Genomic DNA, 22,408 nt, shown 5'->3' with positions numbered 1-22,408 from the left:
AGTATCACGCCGGCGCCTCGGGTGCCTGCTGCCGACGGAACAGCTGTTTGAGTCGGGCCGGGTTCCATGGCGCCCGGTCAAGCTCGCGGGCCATCGGGTAGAACGCCAGACCGATCAGCAACGCAGCGAAATGACCGATGGCGGTGAAGCTCAGCTCGATGCGGTCCATCAACAACACCGGGAAGCCGAAGATCAGCAGCAGTATGCCCAGATACCCCCAGCGCCACGGCCGGGCGATGCGGTAGGTGAGGATGCCCATCACTCCGACCATGAAGTAGCTGACGCCGATGTCATGGGCGCGCACCGATCGGGGCGAGGCTTCGTGCATCTCGATGGCCAGGTACAGCAGGCCTTCGCTGACATAGGTCGCCACGATGTGTGACGTCAATCCCACCGCGAGCCAGCGCAATTGGCCCAGCCATCGCTCGGCCGGCGCCAGGAACAGGGTGAACAGCAGCAAGTAGGGTTCCAGGCTCCGGCCGTCGATCCACCACAAGCTGGAGAACAACACGCCCAGCGGATCGGTGGCCAGCGCGTGAATGTTGGTATAGCGGTGCAGCAGTATCGAGTGCAGCTGACGGCCGGTGAGCATGTTCTGCGCGATCGTGGTGATCGCCAAGGCGAGCAGCCACCCGTAGGTCAGCGGGGCGCTGATGACGTAGTGCCACACCGCGCGCACCAGGGCACGGGCCCGTACCGATATCGATGCCCTCGCCACCGTCCAACCCTTTCACGCCCGGCAGTCGGAGCGTACCGGCTGGGCGGCCCCGGTTCAGCCGGTCGAGACGGGCTCAGCCGGTTTCGCCGGCTGGTCCGGTGCCAGATGACGCCACCAGCAGGTGATGTAGATCGTCATCGACAGCACCAGGACGACGATGACCCAAAGTACGACCCGGACGTCGACCCAGGCCCCGAACGGCGGTGCATTGGGCAACGCGTTGCGCAGCGGCACCACAGCGAAGAGCATCGCCGCGTACCACGTCGTCATGGGAGGCTGGAATCTTCTTCGGTCGCGTGCCGTCTGGACCGCCACGAACAGACCCAGGCCGGCCAGCGTGACCAGCACACCGAGGATGACTACGGCGAACGCCGCAGTGCTCGGCGAGCGCTGCAGTTTCACTCGGTAGGGCCCACCGGAGCCGTCGGTGGCCGGGATGTCGATGCGCCAGCCGGCGAGACGGTCGGTGAAAGTCACCGCCGCTCTTTCCGGGACCTGGCGCTCGCCGCGGAACAATTCGACGGTGATGGGCCCCGAGAGGTAACGATCGAAAGGCCAATCGGCGACGTTACCGACCAGGCTCAACGGGACCGGGAAGCTGCCGGGCAGCATGCCCTTCGACCAGCTGCGCTTGGTCGGCGTCACCGCAGAGGTGACCACGATGCTGAGGTCCTCGGTCAGACCATGAGTTTGCTGATCCAGCAGCGCCGGTCCGGGCGCTATGGAGAGGTTCGTCACCAGCACGGTGTTGCTCTGCTGAACATCCTGCAGGTCGAGGGTGACAGAGGTGCCGTCGGAGGTCGGGTGCCCTTGTGTCAAGTCATGCGGACCTTTGCCGGCGCTGCCGTACAGGGACGTCGAGGCGAGGTAGGCCGCGATGAAGAGCAGCAGGCCAGCGATGCCAAGTTTCATCAAGCCACTCCGATTTCAGGCGTCCCACCCGACAGCTTGTGGGTGAACGTCACCGGCAAGCTGAGGTCTTCTCTGGGCTGGTGGTCGACCGGATCACGCAGCTCGGCTCCCGGGGTCAAGGTCATATCGACGACCAGGATGGAATAAAAATCGCTACGAGAGCGACCGGCGCGCGCATGTTCTTCCCCCCGCCGTCATGCCCGACCCGGTGCAAATGTAATGGAAGCTCCGCGTGCGTGTGGCGACTTGGGGGAAACGACGGCGGCTATTCGACTGCCGGCGCGGCCTGCATCGGGATGGTCACCGGGAGCGGCGGCAAAAGCGTTGCTGCCGAGGCTGCTTCGATCACGTGGCCGACGTGGGGACGCCGTTTGCCGGCCGCGAACCCGTCGGCATGCGGGTAACGGTTCAGCTGGTCGCGACCGGCTCAGCGGGTTTCGGCGGCGTGTCCGGTTTCGCCTGCGCCGGTTCGGCAGGCTTGTCCGGTGTCTCGGGGTTCTCCGGTTTCTCCGGTGCCAGGTGCCGCCACCAGCACGACACGTACAGCCCCATCGCCACGACCAGGGCCACGATCACCCAGAGCACGACCGTCACGTCCACCCACGCTCCGAACGGCGGTGCGTCGGGAAGCGCATTGCGCAGCGGTATCACCGCAAACAGCATGGCGGCGAACCACGTTGTCAGGGGCGGCTGGAACCTCCTGCGGTCCCGCACCGTCTGAACGGATACCACCAGCGCCAGGCAGGCGAGCGCGAGCAGCACCCCGACCAGGACGACCGCGAGCGCGACGGTGCTCGGCGACCGCTGCAACTCCGCTCGGTACGGTCCGCCGACCCCGCCCGCCTTGCCGCCCTGCACCCCCGCCTTCCAGCCGGGAAGGCGGTCGACGAATGACACCGACGCCCGTTCCGGTGTCTGCGGGGTGCCCCGGAAGAGGTCGACGGAGACCGGTTTGGAGATGTAGGTGTCAAAGGGCCAGTCCGAGACGTCACCGCTGATGTTCAGCGAAACCGGGAAAACGCCCGGCTGCGTGCCCTTCGGCCAGGATCGGCTGGTCGGGGTTGTCGCGGAGGTGACGGTGACGGTGAGATCTTCGGTGAGATTGCCGGTTCGCGGATCCAGCAGGGCGGGTCCGGGCGACACGGTCAGGTCTCCGACCAAAGCGTTGCGATACGGCTGGATACCCACCACGTCCAGCGTCACGGTCGTCCCGTCGGCCATCGGCTGGGCCTGCGTAAGGGGATGCGACGGGCCCATGCCGGCGAAGGCATACAGCGAGACCAGGGTGACGTACGCCGCGACGAATGCCGCGATACCTGCGATACCCCATCTCATCCTCACGACCGGGGTCTCCTACTCGACCGTCACCGACTTGGCCAGGTTTCGGGGTTTGTCGACGTCGTAACCGCGGGCCTGGGCCACCGACGCGGCGAACACCTGCAGCGGGATGGTCGACAGCAGCGGCTGCAGAAGCGTTGATACTGCGGGTATTTCGATCAGGTGGTCGGCGTAGGGCCGCACCGTTTCGTCGCCTTCCTCGGCGATCACGATGGTGATCGCCCCGCGGGTCTGGATCTCGCGGATGTTGGACAGCAGCTTGGCGTGCAAGGTAGCAGCGCTCTTTGGCGAGGGCATCACGATGATCACCGGCAGATCGTCTTCGATCAGCGCGATCGGGCCGTGCTTGAGTTCGCCGGCCGCGAAACCCTCGGCGTGCATATACGCAAGTTCCTTGAGCTTGAGCGCGCCTTCCAGCGCCACCGGGTAGCCCACGTGGCGGCCCAGGAACAACACCGTCGACGACTGGGCGAACCGGTAGGCCAGGTCCGCCACCGGTCCGCTCGCAGCGATCACCCGGGCCACCAGGTCCGGCATCGCTTCCAGCTCGCGGTACTCGCGTTCGACCTCGTCGGGATATTTGGTGCCGCGGGCCTGTGCCAGCGCCAGACCCACCAGGTAGTTGGCGGTGATCTGCGCGAGAAATGTCTTCGTGGAGGCGACCCCGATCTCGGGGCCGGCGCGGGTGTAGAGCACCGCGTCGCATTCGCGCGGAATCTGGGAGCCGTTGGTGTTGCAGATCGCCAGCACCTTGGCCTTCTGCTCCTTGGCGTGCCGGACGGCTTCGAGCGTGTCGGCAGTCTCGCCGGACTGCGAGATCGCCACCACCAGCGTGCTGCGGTCCAGTACGGGGTCCCGGTACCGAAATTCACTGGCGAGCTCGACCTCCACCGGCAATCGCGTCCAGTGCTCGATCGCATACTTGGCGAGCAGTCCGGAGTGGTAAGCCGTGCCGCAGGCGACCACGAACACCTTGTCGATCTCGCGCAGTTCCTGATCCGACAGCCGTTGCTCGTCGAGCACGATCCGGTTGTCCACGAAGTGACCGAGCAGCGTCTCGGCCACCGCGGTGGGCTGTTCGGCGATCTCTTTGAGCATGAAGTACTCGTAACCGCCCTTTTCGGCGGCGGCGAGGTCCCAGTCGATATGGAACTCGCGGTACTCCCGGCCGGCTTGCAGGTCTTGGCTGCCGAAGAAATCGGTGATCCGGTAGCCGTCGGCAGTGATCACCACGGCCTGGTCCTGCCCCAATTCGACCGCCTGGCGGGTGTGTTCGATGAAGGCAGCCACGTCGGAGCCCACGAACATCTCCCCGTCGCCGATCCCGATGACCAGCGGCGTCGACCGGCGAGCGGCGACGATGGTGCCAGGGTCGTCGGCATTGGCGAAGACCAGGGTGAAGTGGCCTTCCAGCCGGCGCAGTACCGACAGCACGGACGCGACGAAATCGCCGGCCGTCTCGCCATGGTGATACGCCCGGGCGACCAGATGCACGGCGACCTCGGTATCGGTGTCGCTGGCGAACTCCACGCCGACGGCCTCGAGCTCCTGACGCAGCGAGGCGAAGTTCTCGATGATGCCGTTGTGAACGACGGCGATCTTGCCGGCCGCATCGCGGTGTGGGTGCGCGTTGCGGTCGGTAGGACGGCCGTGGGTGGCCCAGCGGGTGTGGCCCAGGCCGGTTGTGCCGACCAGTTCGGCCGACGTCATCTCGGCCAGCGCGGACTCCAAATTGGCCAGCTGACCGGCGCGGCGGCGCACTGTGAGCTTGCCCTTGCCGTCGGCCAGCGCGATGCCTGAGGAGTCGTAGCCGCGGTACTCCATCCGGCGCAGGGCGTTCATCACGACATCGCAGGCAGGACGCTGCCCGACGTAGCCGACGATTCCGCACATTCTGACCAGGGTAGTGCAGGTGCTGAATTATCACCGGGACCGGCGCTATCGTGAATCTCTCTACCTGCGCAAAGGGGTCTGCTGTGTCACAGCCGTATCAGCCGCCCGGTCCCTATCCGCAGCCGGCCGCGACCGGATACCCGAACTCGGCACCGCTGTTCCATATCAGCCTGCTCAGGCACACCGGCGCACTGATTTTCTGGCAGCAGCACACCGTTCGCCACACCGGAACCCTGGAGCAATGCGAACAGGCGTACAAGGACGCGCAGACCCACTGTCTGCTGGCCGGATGGTGGAGTCTGGCGTCGCTGGTTGTGTTGAACTGGATCGCCCTGTTCTCCAACATGCACGCCATCCGGCAGGTGCGGAGTCTGGCTCAGAATCCCCAAGCCCCGGCCTGGCAACCGCAACACGCTTTGGTGCCGGCACCGCCGGCGGCGATACCGCCGGGGTGGTACCCCGACCCGTCCGGGCAACCGGGGCAACGCTACTGGGACGGCGCGAGGTGGACCCACTTTACCCATCCGCCGACGCACCGCTAACGTCGACGCGTGGCCCGCATCCGCAAGCTCGTCGCCGCCCTCAACCGTCGTGGTCCACATCGTGTTCTCCGCGGTGACCTGGCCTTTGCCGGATTGCCCGGGGTGGTGTACACCCCCGAATCCGGGCTGAACCTGCCGGGCATCGCATTCGGCCACGACTGGCTGACCGGTTCGGCCAACTATTCGGGCCTGCTCGAGCACCTGGCCTCCTGGGGGATCGTCGCAGGGGCACCCGACACCCAGCGGGGCCTGATGCCCTCGGCGATGAACTTCGCGTTCGATCTGGGCGTGGCCCTGGACATCGTGTCGGGTGTACGCCTGGGTCCGGGCAAGATCAGCGTGCACCCCGCCAAACTGGGCTTGGTCGGTCACGGCTTCGGCGGTTCGGCGGCGGTGTTCGCCGCGGCCGGCATGGCCGGACCGGCCGGCCGCCCGCTCGGCGCGGTCGCGGCGCTCTTCCCTGCGGTGACCGCTCCCCCGGCAGAGCTGCCGGCCGCCACGCTCGACGTGCCCGGACTGATCCTGACGGCGCCCGGCGATCCCAAGACCCTGAATTCCAATGCGCTGTCCTTGCACAGTGCCTGGCACAGGTCCAACCTTCGCATCGTCAGCAAGGCCGACGCCGGCGGCGGCCTGGTTGAGGGCCGAAGGCTATCGAAGGCGGTGGGGCTCGCCGGTTTTGATCGCAGGACGCAGCGGGCTGTCCGCGCATTGCTGACCGGTTACCTGCTCTACACCCTTGCCGGCGACAAGACCTACCGCGACTTCGCGGATCCGGACGTGACATTGCCCAAGACCGATCCCGTGGATCCCGAGGCGCCGCCGGTGACGTCCGAGGAAAAGATCGTCGCGCTGCTGAAGTGACCGGCGCATGCGCCGGGGTGTCCGGCGGCGCAGCAGTGGGTAGTCGCCAACCATGACAGACGCACAGACTCTGTACCGGCGGTGGATAAACGAGCTGTGGGCCGGCCGGCCGATCGCCGCGGAGATGGTCACCGACGACTTCGTAGGTCACTGGCCCGAGCGTGACGTGCACGGACCGGAAGAACTTGCCCAGATCATCGAAGAAACGCGAAATATGTTGACGGATCTGAGTTTCACTGTCGAAATCGGCCCGCTGCACGACGGTGATCTGATTGCCGGCCGCTGGGTGGGCACGGGCGGCGGACCGGACGGTCCGGTGAGGTTCACCGGCAACGATATCCTTCGGCTCGCCGACGACGGTCAGCGATTCGCCGAGTACTGGACGGGGACCGCCACAGGCTGACTCTCGGCCGGAGCGCGGCCGTGGTAAGTGTCGTTGATGCGAATCGGGATCGCGCTGGACTACTCGGGCGGGTTTCACGAGGCGGTCGATCGCGTCGTCGAACTGGAAAAGGTCGGTATCGACGTCGCCGTGGTCGCCGAAGCCTACGCCTTCGACGCCATCAGCCAGCTCGGCTTCCTGGCGGCCAGGACCAGCACCGTTGAACTGGCCTCGGGCGTGCTCCCGCTCTACATCCGGACGCCCTCGCTGCTGGCCATGACGGCCGCTGGTCTGGACTACGTGTCGGGCGGCCGGTTCAATCTCGGGATCGGCACGTCCGGGCCGCAGGTAATCGAGGGTTTCCACGGCATCGAGTTCGACGCCCCATTGGGCCGGACCCGCGAAACGGTGGAGATCTGCCGGCAAGTGTGGCGCAGGGAGCCGCTTCACTACGCCGGCAAGCATTACCAGATCCCGCTGCCCGCTGACCGCGGGACAGGTTTGGGTAAGGCACTGAAACTGATCAATCACCCTGTGCGCGAACGTATTCCGATATCGATTGCGGCACTGGGCCCGAAGAACGTCGAACTGACCGCGGAGATCGCCGAGGGTTGGCAGCCCGCGTTCTACTATCCGGACAAAGCCCATCTGGTCTGGAGCGAGGCGCTGACGGCGGGTGCCGCCAAGCGGGATCCTGCTCTGGGCCCGCTGGACGTCATGGTGGGGACGGCGCTGGCCATCGGCGACCATGTCGAGGACCGGTTCGCCTGGATCAAACCGCAACTGGCCCTTTACGTCGGCGGGATGGGAGCCAAGGGCCGCAACTTCTACCACCAGCTGGCCACCCGTTACGGCTTCGGCGCGGCCGCCGACCGGATTCAGGAGCTGTACCTGGCCGGCCACAAACGAGAAGCGATCGACGTCCTGCCCGACGAACTGGTGCGCGGAGTCTCTCTTATCGGCCCGCGCGGCTTCATCGCCGAGCGGCTGGCCGTCTTCGCCGAGTCGGGCGTAACCACGTTGTTGGTGCGGCCGGCGACGGCAGACGCCGGCGAAGCGGTGCGCTACGTCGAGCAACTGCTGCAGCTTCTGCCATCCTGAGGCACACCAGGCTGTCATTGCCCCGCCTGGGGAAGCTCGTTGGCCGCGATCTGGCAGGGTGTCGAGGCCGCCGGATTCGGTGCCGGCCCCGTACCGGCCGAAGCGGCTGGGGCAGGGGCAGGGGGGTCCGCCGGGGGCACCTGCGCCGGGGGAAGTGCGGGCCCGGGCGGCCCGGTGGCCGGGGGCGTCTGGCTGGCCGGCTGTGCGGCTGCCGTCGCGAGGTCGCCGGCCGGTGACGAAGGCGGGGATTTCTTCGGCCCCTCGTGTTCCTCGGGCGGGTCCGGTTCCTGCCTGTCGTCGGCGTCGTCATCCAGCGGATCGTTACCGGGTCGGCCGGCGGCCGATCCCAGCAGGTCACCCATCGCCGCAACGATCCGCTCGGCCAGGCCGCCGAGCCCCGCACCGCCACTGAGACCACCGGCTGCGCCGGGTACCCCGGAGCCCCCGGACCAGCCGCTTGTCCAGTCCGGCTGAGTTAGTCCCGGCGTCGGGCCTGGCGGCGAAGTGAAGGCCGGAGCGATCGCAGGCGGCGGTGCGGCGGTCGGCGGGGCCGGAGTGAACGTCGAGCGTGCCGGACCGGTCGGCGTACCCGAGAACGTGGCGGGCCCGAAGTCGCCGGGGGTCTCGAAATGAGCGCGCGGTGCGTCGGCGAACCGGTCGGTGACCGTCTCATAGGCCGCGGTGACGCCCGACCGTGTCGACAGCATCGCGGCGCGGAAGTCATGCCGAATGTCGTTGTCTACGTAGGGCTTGATCTGCTGATCAACCAACTCCCTGGCGGATGTCTCGGTAGCGACCGCCGCGGCGGCGGCCAACCATGTCGGTCGCTGCGCGAGCGTGCGGTCGTCGATCGCGGTGGTCGTCGCGACCTTGGTGTCGACCAACTGCCACAGGTTGTCACGCAGTGACTCGCAACGCTGGGCTGCCGCACGAACCTCGCTGACGAGCATGCCGGCGACGTCACAGTGCTGCCGCATGAACGCGACGGCGCGATCGGCCCCCGCTCCGGCCCATACTGTCGCCAGCCCGGTGAGCTGATCGCGCTGCGATCGCAGCGCTTCGGTGATCACCGCTTCCGCAGCGCGCAGAGCCGCGCAGTCGGCATCGAGGGCACGCAGATCAAGTCCGTCTTCGCCGGCATACCAATCGTGGATTTGCGCCGCGCCACCGGGCAGGTCTGGGTACTGGTAGCCGGCCTGCGCACAGGCGCGCACATAGCTTTGCGTGTGCTCGATGGCGGCCCGGCCTTCAGCCAGGCGCCCCGCGACGTCCAACGGCTGTGCCATGATCAGGCGATCCGAGCGGCGGCGTACAACTCAGCCTCGCGGTAGCGGCCGGCTTCGGCGTGCAACGCGGCCGCGATCTCGGCAGCCGCCCGGGACCACTGCGACACGTCGACGGCCAAGCGGTCGAGCGCCGCGCGTAACGCGTCGCCGCAGGCGCTGTAGTCCCGGCCGGCCCGGGCGCCGTCGAAGACCAGCCTCGACAGGTGTTGTGTTGCCGCCCGGCCGATCAGTTCGGCTGCGTCATTGATCCGGTCGGCGATCGCGTGCACATCCGCGCCATCAATTCTCATACCCTCTTCGACGCCATGGCGGGCGTCGCGGTTCCAACCGAATTCGGGTCAGCCGGCGGTGCTGACAGCGTCGGCCACGCTGACGGCCAGCCGCTGCGCGATTTCCTCGTCGGCCGCCTCCACCATCACCCGAATCATCGGCTCGGTACCGGAGGGCCGCAACAGAATTCGCCCGCTGTCGCCGAGCTCGGCCTCGGCCCGCTGCACGGCGGTCTGCACGGTCGGCGCCACGGCGGCGGTCGCCTTGTCCGCGACCTCGACGTTGATCAGCACCTGTGGCAGCGTCTGCATCGCCGATGCCAGGGTGGCCAACGACTGACCGGTCTCCACCATCCGCGTCATCAGACGCAGCCCGGTCACGATGCCGTCGCCGGTGGACCCCAGTGCAGGCAGCACGATGTGCCCGGACTGCTCGCCGCCCAGGCTGTAGTCGCCGGCCCGCAGCTCCTCCAGGACGTAGCGGTCACCGACGCCGGTGGTCCGCACGGTCACGCCGGCCGAGCGCATGGCCAGGTGCAGTCCAAGGTTGCTCATCACCGTCGCCACCAGCGTGTCGGAAGCCAGTTCACCGGCTTCCTTCATGGCGAGGGCCAGCACCACCATGATGGTGTCGCCGTCGACCAACGCACCGCTGGCGTCAACAGCCAGGCAGCGATCGGCGTCGCCGTCGTGGGCGAGTCCGAGGTCGGCGCGGTGTGCGATGACCGCGGTCTGCAGCGCTTCCAGGTGGGTGGAGCCGCAGCGGTCGTTGATGTTCAGACCGTCGGGGTCGGCGTTGATGGCGATGACCCGCGCCCCGGCGGCCCGGTAGGCGCTCGGCGCCGCCAGGGACGCGGCACCGTGTGCGCAGTCGACCACGACGGTCAGCCCGTCCAGCCGGCGAGTGCTGGCCTTGCCGACGTGGCGCAGGTAGCGCTCGGCGGCGTCCTCGGCATCGACGACCCGACCGATCCCCGCGCCCACCGGGCGCAGGCCCGGCCCGGCGGCGACCAGATTCTCGATCTGGTCTTCGGTGTCGTCGTCCAGCTTGTGGCCCCCGGGGCCGAAGATCTTGATGCCGTTGTCGGGCATCGGGTTGTGCGACGCCGAGATCATCACGCCGAAATCGGCGTCGTAGGCGCCGGTCAGGTACGCGATGGCCGGTGTCGGGAGCACCCCCACCCGTAGCGCGTCCACACCTTCGCTACTCAGGCCCGCGATCACCGCGGCCTCCAGCATTTCGCCGCTCGCCCGCGGATCGCGGCCGATCACGGCGACTCGGCGGCCCGGGCCGGTCGAACTCGCCAGGTGCCGCGCCGCCGCGGCACCCAGAGCGAGTGCCAGTTCAGCGGTCAACTCGCGATTGGCGACTCCGCGAACGCCGTCAGTGCCGAATAGTCGACCCATGCGGACAAACCTCTCACAGTTGGCTCACAGATGGCGAGCGTGCATATGACCACTGTTGGCTGCGGGCGTGCGTCCTATACCCGCGACACGCCGAAACATGCCGACATATCGCCGGGAGATGCACGCCCGCAGCCTGCAAGTGGTCGCTGATCAGCGCTTGCTGTACTGAGGCGCCTTGCGAGCCTTCTTCAGCCCGTACTTCTTGCGCTCGGTGGCGCGCGGGTCACGGGTGAGGAACCCGGCCTTCTTCAGCGCCGGCCGGTCCTCCGGCGTGGCCACGATCAACGCGCGCGCAATGCCCAGACGCAGCGCGCCGGCCTGGCCCGACGGACCCCCGCCGTGCAGCAGGGCGTAGATGTCGTAGCTGTCCACCCGCTCCACCGTGACCAGCGGGGCCTTGATGAGCTGCTGGTGCACCTTGTTCGGGAAGTAGTCCTCGAGGCTGCGTCCGTTGAGGTCGAACTTGCCGGTGCCGGGTACCAGGCGCACCCGCACGACGGCTTCCTTGCGGCGACCGACGGTTTGGATGGGGCGCTCGAAGACGAACGACTCACTCTCGACCACGGCTTCTGCCACTTCGGTGGTTTCCAGACTGGTCTCGGTCACTGCGCCACCTGCTTGATCTCGAACGGAACCGGCTGCTGAGCGGTGTGGGGGTGCTCCGGGCCCGCGTAGACGCGAAGCTTTTTCTGGATCTGCCGGCTCAGCTTGTTCTTGGGCAGCATGCCGACGATCGCCTTCTCCACCACCCGGTCGGGGTGCTTCTGCAGCAGCTCACCGATGCTCCGCTTGCGCAGACCGCCGGGATACCCCGAGTGGTTGTAAGCCATCTTGCTCTGCAGTTTGTCGCCGCTGATGGCGACCTTCTCGGCGTTGATGACGATGACGAAGTCACCGCCGTCGACGTTGGGCGCGAACGTCGGCTTGTGCTTGCCACGCAGCAGCGTCGCCGCTGCGACGGCAAGGCGGCCAAGCACAACGTCCGTGGCGTCGATGACGTACCACGACCTCGTGGTGTCACCCGCCTTGGGCGCGTATGTAGGCACAGCGCTTACCTTCTTCTTTCTCTCGGGTGGATCCCGGTCGGAACCGGGGGCCGGTCAGGCGGTGGCGGATGGGGCTGGTCTCGGCGACCGACATTGACCCGAGGCCCCGGCGTACCCGCACGCCAACGGTGCAGCTTACCGAGGTGCATCCCCGCAGGTCAAAACGACTAGCACGGCCAAGTGCCGGCTGCCCGGCGATCGGCGCCGGCCAGCTCGTCGGCGCCGTCGCGGACCGCGTGTCCCAACTCGACGAGGATTTCGTTGAGCGCGGTCGCAGCCTGGTGCCATTTGAGCTGTTCGGACTGGTACGCGGCGGCCGCTTCTCGCGTCCACAGTTGTTGCAGCGGTGCGACTTGGGACCGCAACTCATCAAGGGCTGCGTTGAGGCGTGCGGCTGTGGTGTGAATCTCCTGACGGACGGAGTGCTCGATGGCGCCGAAGTCGTAGGACAGCGTCGAATCCATGGCCGTCTCGCGCTCAGAGATTTCCGCCGGCGGCGGCGATGGTGTCGGCGTGGCTCTGGCCCGCCTCCCGCAGCGTGGCCTCGTTGTGGCGGATGGTCTCGGCGATGGCATGCAGTACGTGATATAGCCGGGTGGATTCGGCGTGCCAGCGATCCACCACGTCTGCGAACCTGGCCGCGGCAAGGCCGCCCCACACCGAAGGCGGCAGTGCGCCCACCCGGCCGATAAAGGCGTGCAAAATTGCCCGAATCTCTTCGTTGCGGGCATCGATGGTGGCCGCCACCGACCTCATCAAGTCGAAGTCGGTGTTGAGTGTGCTGGTAGCCGCCGGCGTGCTCATCTGTTCTCCTGTCCCTCGATAGGTTCGACCGCGCCGGGCCCGGTTTGGTTCCCGCTGATTTCCCGGCCTCATCCCAGCGCATGAGCCGTCCGCACGGCCTGCTCGCAGGCGTCGCGGACGGCGTCCCGGGCGGCGGGCCGGCTCTGACATCCGATGCTGATCCGCACCGATCCGTCGAGCAGCACCGTCCACCGGACGTCGTGGGCCGACCGGATTTCCCGGTAGGTCACCGCGGGTCTACCGGCGCTGACCCCGGCGGGGTTGAACTCGACGAAGACGCCGGCCGGTGCGGCATCTATCGCGCGTCGCAACCGATCGGCGGCGCCGGCCAAGGTCTCACCGGGCGTCGGCGTCTGCGTGACGTGCAACGCCGCTTCCGGATCCGACGGCGAGGTGATCTGCACCCGCGCCGACCCGGGTCCGACGATCACCCGCCGCGCCGGCCAGTCTGCCGGGATGGTCAGCGCCACCCCGCCCTCCACCAGAACTGTCGTCGGCTCGGTACGAATGCCCGGGGGTGGGTGCTCGACGGACACCGCGCACACCGCGAGACCTGCCACCGTCACGGCGACAGCTGCGGTCGCCAGCCGCGCACCACTCCGACCGACAGCCCGCGGCCGCGTCACGGGTTCGCCGTCCGGAATCGGCTCTGCTTCGCGGGCCAGTCGATCCGCCGCGGCGTCATCCACGGTGGTAACGGTTTTCCCGGGCATGACCGCGTCGTCGATCAGCCTGGCCAGCCCCGCCGCCCCCGGGACGGTGCTCGGTGCGTCGATCAGAACCGCGCTCAGCGTCATGGTGGCCATGGCGCGGGTGACCTCCGCGGCGACGGCAGACTCCTCGCCCCGGCGCGGCACGGCGGCAACCCGCCTTCCCGGTCCCGAAATCGCCACCAGCCGTTCGGCTATCTCCACCACCAGCGCCGAATTCCGGTGCGCCAGCAGCCACGACCGCGGATGGACGACAACTTCGGCACCCGCCACCGTTCGTGCGGCCGCGCTCACGACGCCAATGCGCGACGCCGACCACCATGACGGGTAGACCACGGTCAGCCCCCGGTGCCCTTCGATGAGCGACCGCAGCGTGGTGCGCCACAGCGCGTCGACGGCCGCCGGTCGCCCACCCACCAACGCGACCGGATCGTCGATGGCTGCCAATGTCGCCGTGTGCGTCTCGGTTTCGCTTGCGGGGCAACATAATCGCCGGATGGCCCCGGGTCCGGTGGCAACCACGGCGCGATGCGTGCTCATGTGGGCGGGCTCCACGCCACTTGCACCAGTTGCTCGGCGCCGAGCCGGCTGATCAGGGTGCCGCGCCCCGGCGGCAGCGGCACCGGCGGCCTCGATCCGAGGAGCACGCCCTCCTCGGCGCGCCCGCTCATCATCATTCCCATGCAGCCCAGGTCACGCAGGCCGGCCAGCAGCGGTTCGAACAGCGCCCGCGCCGCGCCGCCGGTTCGCCGCGCCACGATCACGTGCAACCCCAGATCGCTTGCATAGGGTAGATATTCGAGCAAGGCAAGCAGCGGGTTCCCGGTCGAAGTGGCGACCAGGTCGTAGTCGTCGATCACGACGAAGACCTCGGGACCGGTCCACCAGGATCGGGCCCGCAGCTGTGCCTGGGTGACCTCGGCGCCCGGCATCCGCGCTTTCAGCAGCTCGGCCACCACCGGAATCAGGGCACTCAACGCCGCGGGCGACATGGCGTAGCCGCCCAGGTGATCCGACGTCACGACACCGAGCAGGGTGCGCCGGAAGTCGATGATGAACAACCGCGCCTGCGCCGCGGTGCGGATGCGGAGGATCTCGCGGCACAGCGTCCGCAGCGCCGCGGTCTTGCCGCAGCCGTTGTCACCCAGGATCAGCAGGTGCCGGTCCCGCTCGAAATCGATTGCGACTGGCTGTAACCGGCGTTCATCCACGCCCAGCACGAGCCTGGTCCGGTGCTCTGCACCGCGGACGACCGTGTCGTAGCCGACTTCGTTCGGCAGCAACGGTATGGGTGGCGCGGCGGGGCCGCCGCTCAATGCCAGTCCGTGCCCGGGCAGGGCGATCATCATCTGCATTCCATCGCCGCTCAGTCCGCGGCCGGGTCGGTTCGCCGGGACCTGCCGCGCCTGCCGCCGATCGAGCTCGGAATCGGCGGGATCCCCGAGCCGCAACTCAATGCGCGTGCCGAGTTGGTCCCGCAGCGCCGGCCTGATCTCGGCCCAGCGTGTCGCCGACAACATGACGTGCACACCGTAGGAGAGTGCTTGGCCGGCCAGCGCGGTGACCATTTCTGCTACCGCGTCGAATTCCTGACGCAGGCCGCCCCAGCCGTCGACGACCAGGAAGAGGTGCGGAAGGCGATCCAGCGTGCCGCGGTCGCGAAGGATGGTCTCCCGCGAGTGCACGGCCGACTGCATTTCAGTGACCATGCGCCGGACGAGGTCGGGCTGGGCCCGGTCGGCGATCGCGCCGACATGCGGCACGTCATGCAGGGCGGACATCGCTCCGCCGCCGAAGTCCAGGCAGTAGAACTGCACCCGGCCCGGACCGTGGGTGGCGGCCAATGCGGTGATCACGGTGCAGAGCGCGGTCGACTTACCCGACCTGGGGCCTCCGACGACGGCTACATTGCCCGCCGCACCGGACAGATCGACCGTCAGCGGCGTGCGGGCCTGGTCATAGGGACGATCGACGATGCCGATCGGAACGGCCAGTGGCGCCGGCGCGCAGGTCTGCAGCAGTGATCCGAGTACGGGTGCCGCGTCCAGCGGCGGTAGCCAGACTCGGTGTGCGGGCGGCCCCTGACCCTCGAGCCGATCCAACACCGTCTGCATGAGGGTTGAACCGTGTCCGGCCTCCGGATGCGCCGGCAACCCAGTGGTCGCGGCAGTGAAATGGCGCACCGACGGCAATCCCGTACCGCCGGCCACGCGGGGCCGCCGCGAAACCGACTCGGCCTGAAAGCGGGTCAGTTCCCCGCTGGCGGACCGCAGCAAGGCGGCGCCCGGCATACTCGGCAGCTCGTACGCATCGGAGGTGCCCAGGACCGCCCGGGACTCGCCGGCGGACAGTGTCTTCAAGCAGATCCGGTAGGACAGGTGCGCTTCCAGCCCGCGCAGCCGCCCTTCCTCGAGCCGCTGGCTGGCTAGCAGCAGATGCATTCCCAGCGACCGGCCCAGCCGCCCGATCGCGACGAAGGTGTCGGCGAAATCGGGATGTTGACTGAGCAGTTCCGAGAATTCGTCGACGATGATGAACAACGTCGGCAGAGCCTCTGATCCCGGAGCACGGCAGCGGTCGTAGGCCGAGACGCTGACAAGGTTGCCCGCACTGCGCAGCAGCTGTTGCCGGCGGTTGATCTCGCCCGCCAGGGCCTCCCGCATCCGCGCGACCAACGGCGCCTCGTCGGCGAGATTGGTGATCACCGCCGACACGTGCGGGGCCCTGGCGAAGTCGAGAAACGTTGCGCCACCTTTGAAGTCGACAAGGAGCAGATTCAGCACCCCAGGTGAGTTGCGTGCCATCATGCCCAGGGCGACGGTACGCAGCAGCTCCGACTTGCCCGACCCGGTGGCCCCGACGCACAGCCCGTGTGGCCCGATACCCCCTTGCGCGGCCTCTTTGATGTCCAGGTTCACCGATCGGCCGGCGGGGGTGGTGCCGATCGGGACGCTGAGGCGATCCTGCCGCGGTTGATCGCGCCACCGCGCGACCGGGTCGAAACCGACGCCTGACAGGTTGAAAGCGTCGGCACCCGCCGCCGGTGAACGACCGGCGTGGGCCGCCACCCGACGGGCGCACACCACCGCGTCGTGCCGATCGAGGTAGTCGGGGGCCGCCAGGATGTCCTCGCCGGCGGCATGGCGGATGGTCAGCGACGCGGCGGCGGAGCCGATCCTCAGCACGGACGCACCGGGAACCGGGACCGCGTCGTGGCGATTCGCCGACGCGTCGAGGACGACCACCACATGTCGCGAGGTGACCATGGCCAGCCCATCGCGGGCTTCCTCCAGCGTCGGGTACACCATCCGGGCCGGTCCGACCGGATCGGTGGCGTCGGGATGCTGGTTGTGCGGCAACCATTTCAGCCAGTCCCACTCGACTTGGTCTTGCACGGCGCCGGCGATCAGCACCTGATCGGGTGAGTGAGAGATGGCCAGTTGGCAGATGATGGCACGCAACAGCCCGCGGACCCGGCACGCGTCGCCGTCGACGGTGACTACGTGCGCCGCGTGCAGCGGAATCACGACCGGGGCGTCGGAGAGCGTCGACTGTGTTCGCAAGAAGCGACGCAGCGCGGTGACCGTCACGGGATCACACCGCTGCGCCGGCGGTGTTCCCGCGGCCACCAACCGTGTCTCGAGCGGGACCGGCCCGATTCCGACCCTGACCCGGCAGGCCGGATCGACGGCCGGTGTTGGCCACATGTGCGCACCGCCGGCCAATGTCCACAACGTGTCCGGATCGGGATGGGCACGAATCAACGACTCATGTTGCGCAACAGCAATTTCGACTACACGATCACGCAGCCCTCGCAGATACTCCAGGTATTCGTCTCGGTCGCTGCCGATCACCACCCCCCGGCGTTGACCCCGCACCGCCGTGAAGGTCAGGGACCCCAGCATCATTACCGGGACGGTCAGCAGTGCAGGGTTGTGCGCCGCGGGTGATCCCCGGAAGAACACCATCGCCGCGAGGCCTACCCCCAGCACCACCAACATCAGCGAGTTCGAGGCTGCGGGTCGTGCCACCTCGGGCGGGGCGGCGACTTCGATGACCGCGTTCATAGTGGGTGACGTTAAGCCGCAACGGAATTCAGTACAACTCAGCTGTGGACAGAATGAACACAGCTGTGGACAGGCGCACGCAGCTCGTCGGGGAGCGGCCTAGCGTGTTGAGGATGTCTGTATCCGAGCCGGGCCTGCGCCGCGTCGCCGTGCACACCGAGAGCGCCTCCGTCGACCTGGCATTGCCCGCCGGCGTGCCGGTCGCGGAGTTGATCCCCTGCATCGTCGACCTACTGGGCGGTGCGCAGCCCCGCGCCCGCTACCGGCTGGCCCGACTGGGCGGCGCACCGTTGCCGAACTCGACGACGTTGACGCAGAACGATATTTGTGACGGTTCGGTTCTCGTCCTGAGCCGCGAGAGCCCGGCGCCACCAGTCGTACGATACGACGACGAAGCCGAAGCGGTGTCCGCGGCGTATCGGGACACCACAAACTCGGGGCGAATCGCCCGGCTGACCGCCGCCGCGGCCGCCGTCTGCTTCACCGCCGTGACCGCACACACGCTGATTCGCTACGCCTGGGGCGCCGCCCGGCATGCCGATCCCACGGCGGCGGTCGCTGCCGCCGCCGCAATCACCGCGTTGACGACGGCGATGGTGATGCTCCGGTTCCGCCCCGACCCGATCGCCGGGACCACCCTCGGCATCATCGCCACGGCGTTCGCCGGAGTCGCCGGCCTGCTCGCGGTACCGGGCGTACCGGGTGCGCCCAACGTGCTAATGGCCGGCCTGGCCGTCGCCGCGACAGCCGTCATTGCGATTCGCCTAACCCGTTGCGGCACAGTTGCATTAGGCACCCTGGCCTGCGGCTCGCTCATCGCGGTGTTTGCCGCACTGGCCGGCGTCGTCGCAGCAGCCCCGTCGCACGTGGTCGGGTCGGTGACGGTGCTGGCCTGCCTCGGACTGATCGAGGCGGCACCGTGGCTATCGATCCGGCTGGCCGATCTGGCGCCGCGCATCGATCAGGACGAGCCGCGGAGCGCAACGGCGCTGGCGGCGCAGACCGCGCGCGCTCAGGCTTGGTTGACTTGTTTGCGCTCGGGCTTCGCGGCAGCCGCCGCCGTCGGCGCGGTGGCCGCGGCGCTTGCCGCGCACCGGGCAATCGCCCTGGCCGCTGTGACCGGGGGGCTGCTGATCTGGCACTCCCGGACCGACCCGGCGCGCGCGGCCGTGTTCGCCGCGAGCGGAGTCGCGACGCTGTCAACGATTTTCGTCGTTGTGGCCGTCAGCCTGCCCGAGCAGGCGCCGTGGGTCGCGGCGCTCACGCTGACCGCAACCGCCGCGTCGATATGCGTGGGTTTCGTCGCACCCGCCGTCAGGGTGTCGCCGGTGGCCTGCCGCGGCGTCCAGGCACTGGGATGCACCGCGCTCACCGCCGTCGTCCCGCTGACGTTGTGGACGTGCGGCGCGTTCGCCGCCGTCCGCAACCTGGACCCGGTGCATGCGTGACCCCGGGCGGGTGGTCCGTCCGTTACTCGCAGCGGCGCTGTTGGCCCAGTGCGGAACACCGTTGGCGAGGGCGGTCGCTCCCCCGCCGGTCGACGACAAATGGTTACCGGCACCGGCGTTGCCGTCACCGGCACGGCGCACCGTGCAACGCGAGCTGTGTGCGACAGCGACGGCGGAACCCGGCGGCGCCACTGCACCGGCTCAGCTCGCGGGTTTCGACCTGCCGCAGATCTGGCGGCTCACCCGCGGAGCCGGGCAGCGCGTTGCCGTCATCGACACCGGCGTCCACAGACACCCACGGCTGAAGGAACTGGTAGCCGGCGGCGACTACGTTTCCACCGGTGACGGCACCCAGGACTGCGACGCGCACGGCACGATCGTGGCCGGGATCATCGCCGCCACAACGGATCCCGACTTCACCGGGGTCGCGCCCGACGTGACCCTGATCAGCATCCGCCAGTCCAGCTCCAAATTCGGCCCGGCCGCCGACCGTGACGCCACCGGCGTGGGCGACGTCGCGACATTGGCCAAGGCCGTCCGCACCGCCGCCGACCTCGGCGCCTCGGTCATCAACATATCCTCGGTCGCCTGTGCGCCGGCCGCCCAGGCGATAGACGATCGCGCCCTGGGCGCCGCACTCGCGTATGCGGTCGACGTCAAGAACGCCGTCGTCGTGGCCGCGGCCGGCAACACCGGCAGCGCGGCGCAATGTCCGGCGCAGCCGGCCGGTGTCACTCGCGACACCGCCGCGGTGGTGGTCAGCCCCGCCTGGTACGACGACTACGTCCTGACTGTCGGTTCGGTGAATTCCCGGGGCGCGCCGTCGTCGTTCACTCTGGCCGGGCCGTGGGTGGACGTGGCAGCCACCGGCGAGGGGGTGACCTCGCTGGATCCCACGGGTGACGGCGTGGTGAACCGCGTGAACGGACGGTCGCCGATCTCCGGCACCAGCTATGCGGCTTCGGTCGTCAGCGGACTGGCCGCCCTGCTCCGGGCCCGGTTTCCGGCGTTGACCGCGCGCCAGGTGATGCTGCGCATCGAAAACACCGCACACCACCCGAGCGCGGAACGGGATCCGTTCGTCGGCAACGGCATCGTCGACGCGTTGGCGGCGGTCAGTACCGACAGCGCCGCGCCGACCGCGAGCCCGGGCCCCAAACCGCTGCCGGTGCCGGCCCCTCCGGCCCGCCGGGCCCCGGAGCAGCACCCGCGGCTGCTCATCGGTACCGCGATCTGTCTGTCCGCACTTCTCGCGGCGTTGGCCATGAGTCGCCGGTCACGGCCCCGCCGCAAGCGTGTCGCGGGCGACTGACGCCTTCTCCCGGCTCAGTTCCGGCCCGCATGGCAGCGCCGCCAGCACCGGCCACGGCGCAGCGACGGCCGTTCCCGGCAGGCCGAGCAGGTGGGCGGTCTGGTCGTCATGGACCGCGAACCGCACCCCGGTGTCGGTCACCAGGTAGCGCGTGTCCACCCGGTCACCGTTCCCGGTCCGGCTCTGGGAGGCCACGTAGGCGCTGCGGCCCGGCGAGATGTGAAACGAGTCCAGTGCGGGACCGCGGCCATCGGCCTGGGCCAGGCTCACCAGGTTGGGGAACGACGCGCCATCGCCCGCCATGAGTTCAATGCGAGGCGGCCCCGACGACGGGGGCGCCCACCGCGCACACACCGCCGAGCCACCCGCGAGCGGCGTCGCCTGGTCGAGCAGGTCGGAAGCCGGCAGAGTGTCGACGACGGGGGCCGAACGCAGCAGGCCCGGCGGAATGGTCTTGACGTCGGCAGCCGAGCCACTGAACTGGAGCATGTCCGCTACGGCCTGACCGATTCGCTGAACCCCACCGCCCAGCACCACGTAGAAGTCGTCGCGGGGCGCGTGTGTGATTCGCAGCACATCGCCGACGCGAAACCCCGGTAGCCATGCCCCTGCCGGTGCGCCCGTACCGCGGATGCGGGGAACCGCGACCGCAGGTGCCTCCGGAACGGCGTTCAGCAAAGTCTGCGAAACGACGTGCGGGGTCTGTCCCTGCAATGTCAGCGCCCGGATGACGGCACGATCAGCCAGATCGACCACCGCCCGTCGCCCACGGTACAACAGATAAGCCGGCGAACCGGATCCGACCGTCACCAGGACGGCCCGCTCATCACCCACGCGGCCGATCGACAGGTCCGCCGACCGGCCTATCAGTACGGCGGTTCCTGTGCCGCGATCGCTGTCGCATATGGTCCAGACCGCTTCCGGCGCCGGCAGCGGCGCGGCGATCACCTGGGGAGCACCCGGAATGCCCAGCAGCGCTCCGCGTTTGCTGCGCGCCAGTGCGGCGTCGGGCACCGCAAGCGGATCAACATCGGTCGCCGCGATCAATCGCGCCGAAGCCAGATTGAGTACCGGATGCCAGGTGTCACCCACCCGCACATAAAGCGCACCGGACGCCTGGCCCATCGCGATCCGGGCATCACCGAGCTCTGGCTGGGGCCATAACCGGCTGATGAGCAGGCAACCCGCCAGAGCGATCACCGTCACCACGCCACCGAGCGTCAGCGCACTGCACCGCGCTCGCCCGGATGGGCTGACATCCCCGTTCAGCAACGCCCGTTCCATGCGCCGCATCAGATAGCGGTAGCCGCTGACGTGCAGCCCGGTTGCCGCTTGCAGAGGCACCCTTCCTCCCTTTGGTCACCGGTCCGCCCGCTACCGTAGGCCGCCTGGCGACGCTGTTCCGTCGTTCATCCACAGCTTCGGAGGTTTTGCGCACCCACGCCGCGGGTAAAATTTCGGCGTGTATCAGCACTTCATCCGACGTGCCGGTCGGGCCGGCTTGTTGTTCTCGGGCCTCGCATCGCTGTCCGCCGCCATCCTTCCGCTCGGTTCCCTCGCCGCCGCCCCGTCCGCCCGGGCCGACGACTGCCCGGACGCCGAGGTGGTATTCGCCCGGGGAACCAATGAGCCACCCGGCCTGGGGCGGGTCGGCGATGCGTTCGTGGACTCGCTGCGCCAGCAGACCAGCGGCCTGAATATCAGGACTTACGGCGTGAACTACGCGGCCAGCAAGTTGCAGTTGCACGGCGGCGACGGCGCCAACGACGTGATTTCTCACGTGAAAGCGACGGTGTCGTCCTGTCCGAACACCAAGATCGTGCTGGGCGGGTACTCGCAAGGCGCATCGGTGATGGACATCGTGGCCGGGGTCCCTATCGGTGGCATCAGCTGGGGCAGTTCGCTGCCGCCCGAGTACGTCGGCAACGTCGCGGCGGTGGTCACGTTCGGCGACATCGCCGACCGGACCGGCGGATCACTGCCGACCAAGAGCGCCCTGCTGGGATCCAAAGCCGTTGATTACTGCAATCCGCAGGACCCGATCTGCCACGCCGGCGCCGGCAACGAGTGGACCGGGCACACCGAAGGTTACGTGCCGGTGTACACCACTCAGGGCGCCGCGTTCGCAGCCTCCAAGATCATTACCGGCGTGCCGCACATGCCCGGCCAGCTGCCTCTTCCGCAGTTCCCTGGCACCGGACCGCAGATCCCTGCCACCGTCCCGCCGCACCCCGCGTTGGCACCTGCAGTGCAGCAGCCCGTGGTCCAGGTGCACTGACACACTGTCAATAACACCTAACATTGGGGGA

22 protein-coding genes are annotated in these 22,408 nt (G+C 68.5%); 7 read left to right on the top strand and 15 right to left on the bottom strand.

Annotated elements, in window-relative coordinates:
- Nucleotides 1-4 precede the first annotated feature (4 nt).
- From AC5Y7D_RS28920 to glmS, 5 genes are all read right to left on the bottom strand, one after another.
- A complete protein-coding gene (locus tag AC5Y7D_RS28920; protein WP_499929466.1) occupies nucleotides 5-718 on the bottom strand; it encodes a rhomboid-like protein in 714 nt (237 codons plus the stop codon).
- A gap of 54 nt (nucleotides 719-772) precedes the next feature.
- Nucleotides 773-1,630: a DUF4436 domain-containing protein gene (locus tag AC5Y7D_RS28915; RefSeq protein WP_499929465.1), complete on the bottom strand. Its 858-nt coding sequence runs from the start codon at nucleotides 1,628-1,630 to the stop codon at nucleotides 773-775.
- Nucleotides 1,630-1,755, bottom strand: coding sequence for a hypothetical protein (locus tag AC5Y7D_RS28910; protein ID WP_499929464.1), 126 nt, complete (start codon nucleotides 1,753-1,755; stop codon nucleotides 1,630-1,632). The genes AC5Y7D_RS28915 and AC5Y7D_RS28910 overlap by 1 nt, the downstream gene beginning before the upstream one ends.
- A 283-nt stretch (nucleotides 1,756-2,038) precedes the next feature.
- Nucleotides 2,039-2,965 (bottom strand): DUF4436 domain-containing protein, encoded by a 927-nt coding sequence (locus AC5Y7D_RS28905; protein ID WP_499929473.1) that lies wholly within the window; start codon nucleotides 2,963-2,965, stop codon nucleotides 2,039-2,041.
- Nucleotides 2,966-2,983: 18 nt separating this feature from the next.
- Nucleotides 2,984-4,861 carry a glutamine--fructose-6-phosphate transaminase (isomerizing) gene (gene glmS, locus AC5Y7D_RS28900; protein ID WP_499929463.1) on the bottom strand — a complete coding sequence of 626 codons (1,878 nt, stop codon included), beginning with the start codon at nucleotides 4,859-4,861 and terminating at the stop codon, nucleotides 2,984-2,986.
- Between the two features lie 83 nt (nucleotides 4,862-4,944).
- Here glmS and AC5Y7D_RS28895 point away from each other — a divergent pair, with 83 nt between their 5' ends.
- The 4 genes from AC5Y7D_RS28895 to AC5Y7D_RS28880 are packed head-to-tail and all read left to right on the top strand — an operon-like array spanning nucleotide 4,945 to nucleotide 7,750.
- Nucleotides 4,945-5,403 carry a DUF2510 domain-containing protein gene (locus tag AC5Y7D_RS28895; RefSeq protein WP_499929462.1) on the top strand — a complete coding sequence of 153 codons (459 nt, stop codon included), beginning with the start codon at nucleotides 4,945-4,947 and terminating at the stop codon, nucleotides 5,401-5,403.
- Nucleotides 5,404-5,412: 9 nt separating this feature from the next.
- Entirely contained in the window at nucleotides 5,413-6,267 is an 855-nt protein-coding gene (locus tag AC5Y7D_RS28890) for a dienelactone hydrolase family protein (protein WP_499929461.1), read from the top strand.
- A gap of 52 nt (nucleotides 6,268-6,319) precedes the next feature.
- The gene (locus AC5Y7D_RS28885; protein ID WP_499929460.1) at nucleotides 6,320-6,670 is read left to right on the top strand and encodes an ester cyclase; all 351 of its coding nucleotides are present in this window, start codon (nucleotides 6,320-6,322) and stop codon (nucleotides 6,668-6,670) included.
- Nucleotides 6,671-6,706: 36 nt separating this feature from the next.
- Nucleotides 6,707-7,750: an LLM class F420-dependent oxidoreductase gene (locus tag AC5Y7D_RS28880; RefSeq protein ID WP_499929459.1), complete on the top strand. Its 1,044-nt coding sequence runs from the start codon at nucleotides 6,707-6,709 to the stop codon at nucleotides 7,748-7,750.
- Nucleotides 7,751-7,764: 14 nt separating this feature from the next.
- On the opposite strand, the gene AC5Y7D_RS28875 is transcribed toward AC5Y7D_RS28880, so the two are convergent.
- From AC5Y7D_RS28875 to eccCb, 9 genes are all read right to left on the bottom strand, one after another.
- Nucleotides 7,765-9,036 carry a hypothetical protein gene (locus AC5Y7D_RS28875; protein ID WP_499929457.1) on the bottom strand — a complete coding sequence of 424 codons (1,272 nt, stop codon included), beginning with the start codon at nucleotides 9,034-9,036 and terminating at the stop codon, nucleotides 7,765-7,767.
- A gap of 2 nt (nucleotides 9,037-9,038) precedes the next feature.
- Nucleotides 9,039-9,326: a hypothetical protein gene (locus AC5Y7D_RS28870; RefSeq protein ID WP_499929456.1), complete on the bottom strand. Its 288-nt coding sequence runs from the start codon at nucleotides 9,324-9,326 to the stop codon at nucleotides 9,039-9,041.
- A gap of 48 nt (nucleotides 9,327-9,374) precedes the next feature.
- On the bottom strand, nucleotides 9,375-10,712 hold the full coding sequence (glmM, locus tag AC5Y7D_RS28865; RefSeq protein ID WP_499929455.1) for a phosphoglucosamine mutase: 1,338 nt from the start codon (nucleotides 10,710-10,712) through the stop codon (nucleotides 9,375-9,377).
- A gap of 150 nt (nucleotides 10,713-10,862) precedes the next feature.
- Nucleotides 10,863-11,318: a 30S ribosomal protein S9 gene (gene rpsI, locus AC5Y7D_RS28860; RefSeq protein WP_499929454.1), complete on the bottom strand. Its 456-nt coding sequence runs from the start codon at nucleotides 11,316-11,318 to the stop codon at nucleotides 10,863-10,865.
- Nucleotides 11,315-11,758, bottom strand: a complete 444-nt coding sequence (rplM, locus tag AC5Y7D_RS28855; RefSeq protein WP_499929453.1) for a 50S ribosomal protein L13 — start codon at nucleotides 11,756-11,758, stop codon at nucleotides 11,315-11,317. Before rplM ends, rpsI begins: the two co-directional genes overlap by 4 nt.
- A gap of 167 nt (nucleotides 11,759-11,925) precedes the next feature.
- On the bottom strand, nucleotides 11,926-12,222 hold the full coding sequence (locus AC5Y7D_RS28850; protein WP_499929452.1) for a WXG100 family type VII secretion target: 297 nt from the start codon (nucleotides 12,220-12,222) through the stop codon (nucleotides 11,926-11,928).
- Between the two features lie 13 nt (nucleotides 12,223-12,235).
- Nucleotides 12,236-12,562, bottom strand: a complete 327-nt coding sequence (locus AC5Y7D_RS28845; protein WP_499929451.1) for a WXG100 family type VII secretion target — start codon at nucleotides 12,560-12,562, stop codon at nucleotides 12,236-12,238.
- A 68-nt stretch (nucleotides 12,563-12,630) separates the two neighbouring features.
- Nucleotides 12,631-13,812, bottom strand: coding sequence for a type VII secretion-associated protein (locus AC5Y7D_RS28840; protein WP_499929450.1), 1,182 nt, complete (start codon nucleotides 13,810-13,812; stop codon nucleotides 12,631-12,633).
- Complete coding sequence (eccCb, locus tag AC5Y7D_RS28835) at nucleotides 13,809-17,339, bottom strand: type VII secretion protein EccCb (protein ID WP_499929449.1); 3,531 nt, start codon at nucleotides 17,337-17,339, stop codon at nucleotides 13,809-13,811. The genes AC5Y7D_RS28840 and eccCb overlap by 4 nt, the downstream gene beginning before the upstream one ends.
- 113 nt (nucleotides 17,340-17,452) lie before the next feature.
- On the opposite strand from eccCb, the gene eccD reads away from it, so the two are divergent.
- Entirely contained in the window at nucleotides 17,453-18,787 is a 1,335-nt protein-coding gene (gene eccD, locus AC5Y7D_RS28830; RefSeq protein ID WP_499929448.1) for a type VII secretion integral membrane protein EccD, read from the top strand.
- The gene (gene mycP / locus AC5Y7D_RS28825) at nucleotides 18,780-20,099 is read left to right on the top strand and encodes a type VII secretion-associated serine protease mycosin (RefSeq protein ID WP_499929447.1); all 1,320 of its coding nucleotides are present in this window, start codon (nucleotides 18,780-18,782) and stop codon (nucleotides 20,097-20,099) included. Before eccD ends, mycP begins: the two co-directional genes overlap by 8 nt.
- Here the strand turns inward: mycP and eccB are convergent.
- Nucleotides 20,064-21,443: a type VII secretion protein EccB gene (gene eccB / locus AC5Y7D_RS28820; RefSeq protein ID WP_499929446.1), complete on the bottom strand. Its 1,380-nt coding sequence runs from the start codon at nucleotides 21,441-21,443 to the stop codon at nucleotides 20,064-20,066. The genes mycP and eccB overlap by 36 nt on opposite strands.
- 181 nt (nucleotides 21,444-21,624) lie before the next feature.
- Between eccB and AC5Y7D_RS28815 the strand changes: the two genes are divergently transcribed.
- Entirely contained in the window at nucleotides 21,625-22,377 is a 753-nt protein-coding gene (locus AC5Y7D_RS28815) for a cutinase family protein (protein WP_499929472.1), read from the top strand.
- The last annotated feature ends 31 nt before the right edge of the window (nucleotides 22,378-22,408 follow it).

This window comes from Mycobacterium sp. NGS49, assembly GCF_059812565.1.
Note: the sequence above shows the minus strand (reverse complement) of the source record. Positions and strands in the feature narration are given on the sequence as shown.

Excerpts from the sequence above, each read along its gene's own strand:
- AC5Y7D_RS28915 (WP_499929465.1), bottom strand. The coding sequence starts at position 1,630 with ATGAAACTTGGCATCGCTGGCCTGCTGCTCTTCATCGCGGCCTACCTC.
- AC5Y7D_RS28910 (WP_499929464.1), bottom strand. The coding sequence starts at position 1,755 with ATGACCTTGACCCCGGGAGCCGAGCTGCGTGATCCGGTCGACCACCAG.
- AC5Y7D_RS28905 (WP_499929473.1), bottom strand. The coding sequence starts at position 2,965 with ATGAGATGGGGTATCGCAGGTATCGCGGCATTCGTCGCGGCGTACGTC.
- glmS (WP_499929463.1), bottom strand. The coding sequence starts at position 4,861 with ATGTGCGGAATCGTCGGCTACGTCGGGCAGCGTCCTGCCTGCGATGTC.
- AC5Y7D_RS28885 (WP_499929460.1), top strand. The coding sequence starts at position 6,320 with ATGACAGACGCACAGACTCTGTACCGGCGGTGGATAAACGAGCTGTGG.
- AC5Y7D_RS28880 (WP_499929459.1), top strand. The coding sequence starts at position 6,707 with ATGCGAATCGGGATCGCGCTGGACTACTCGGGCGGGTTTCACGAGGCG.
- AC5Y7D_RS28875 (WP_499929457.1), bottom strand. The coding sequence starts at position 9,036 with ATGGCACAGCCGTTGGACGTCGCGGGGCGCCTGGCTGAAGGCCGGGCC.
- AC5Y7D_RS28870 (WP_499929456.1), bottom strand. The coding sequence starts at position 9,326 with ATGAGAATTGATGGCGCGGATGTGCACGCGATCGCCGACCGGATCAAT.
- glmM (WP_499929455.1), bottom strand. The coding sequence starts at position 10,712 with ATGGGTCGACTATTCGGCACTGACGGCGTTCGCGGAGTCGCCAATCGC.
- AC5Y7D_RS28850 (WP_499929452.1), bottom strand. The coding sequence starts at position 12,222 with ATGGATTCGACGCTGTCCTACGACTTCGGCGCCATCGAGCACTCCGTC.
- AC5Y7D_RS28845 (WP_499929451.1), bottom strand. The coding sequence starts at position 12,562 with ATGAGCACGCCGGCGGCTACCAGCACACTCAACACCGACTTCGACTTG.
- AC5Y7D_RS28840 (WP_499929450.1), bottom strand. The coding sequence starts at position 13,812 with ATGAGCACGCATCGCGCCGTGGTTGCCACCGGACCCGGGGCCATCCGG.
- eccCb (WP_499929449.1), bottom strand. The coding sequence starts at position 17,339 with ATGAACGCGGTCATCGAAGTCGCCGCCCCGCCCGAGGTGGCACGACCC.
- eccD (WP_499929448.1), top strand. The coding sequence starts at position 17,453 with ATGTCTGTATCCGAGCCGGGCCTGCGCCGCGTCGCCGTGCACACCGAG.
- mycP (WP_499929447.1), top strand. The coding sequence starts at position 18,780 with ATGCGTGACCCCGGGCGGGTGGTCCGTCCGTTACTCGCAGCGGCGCTG.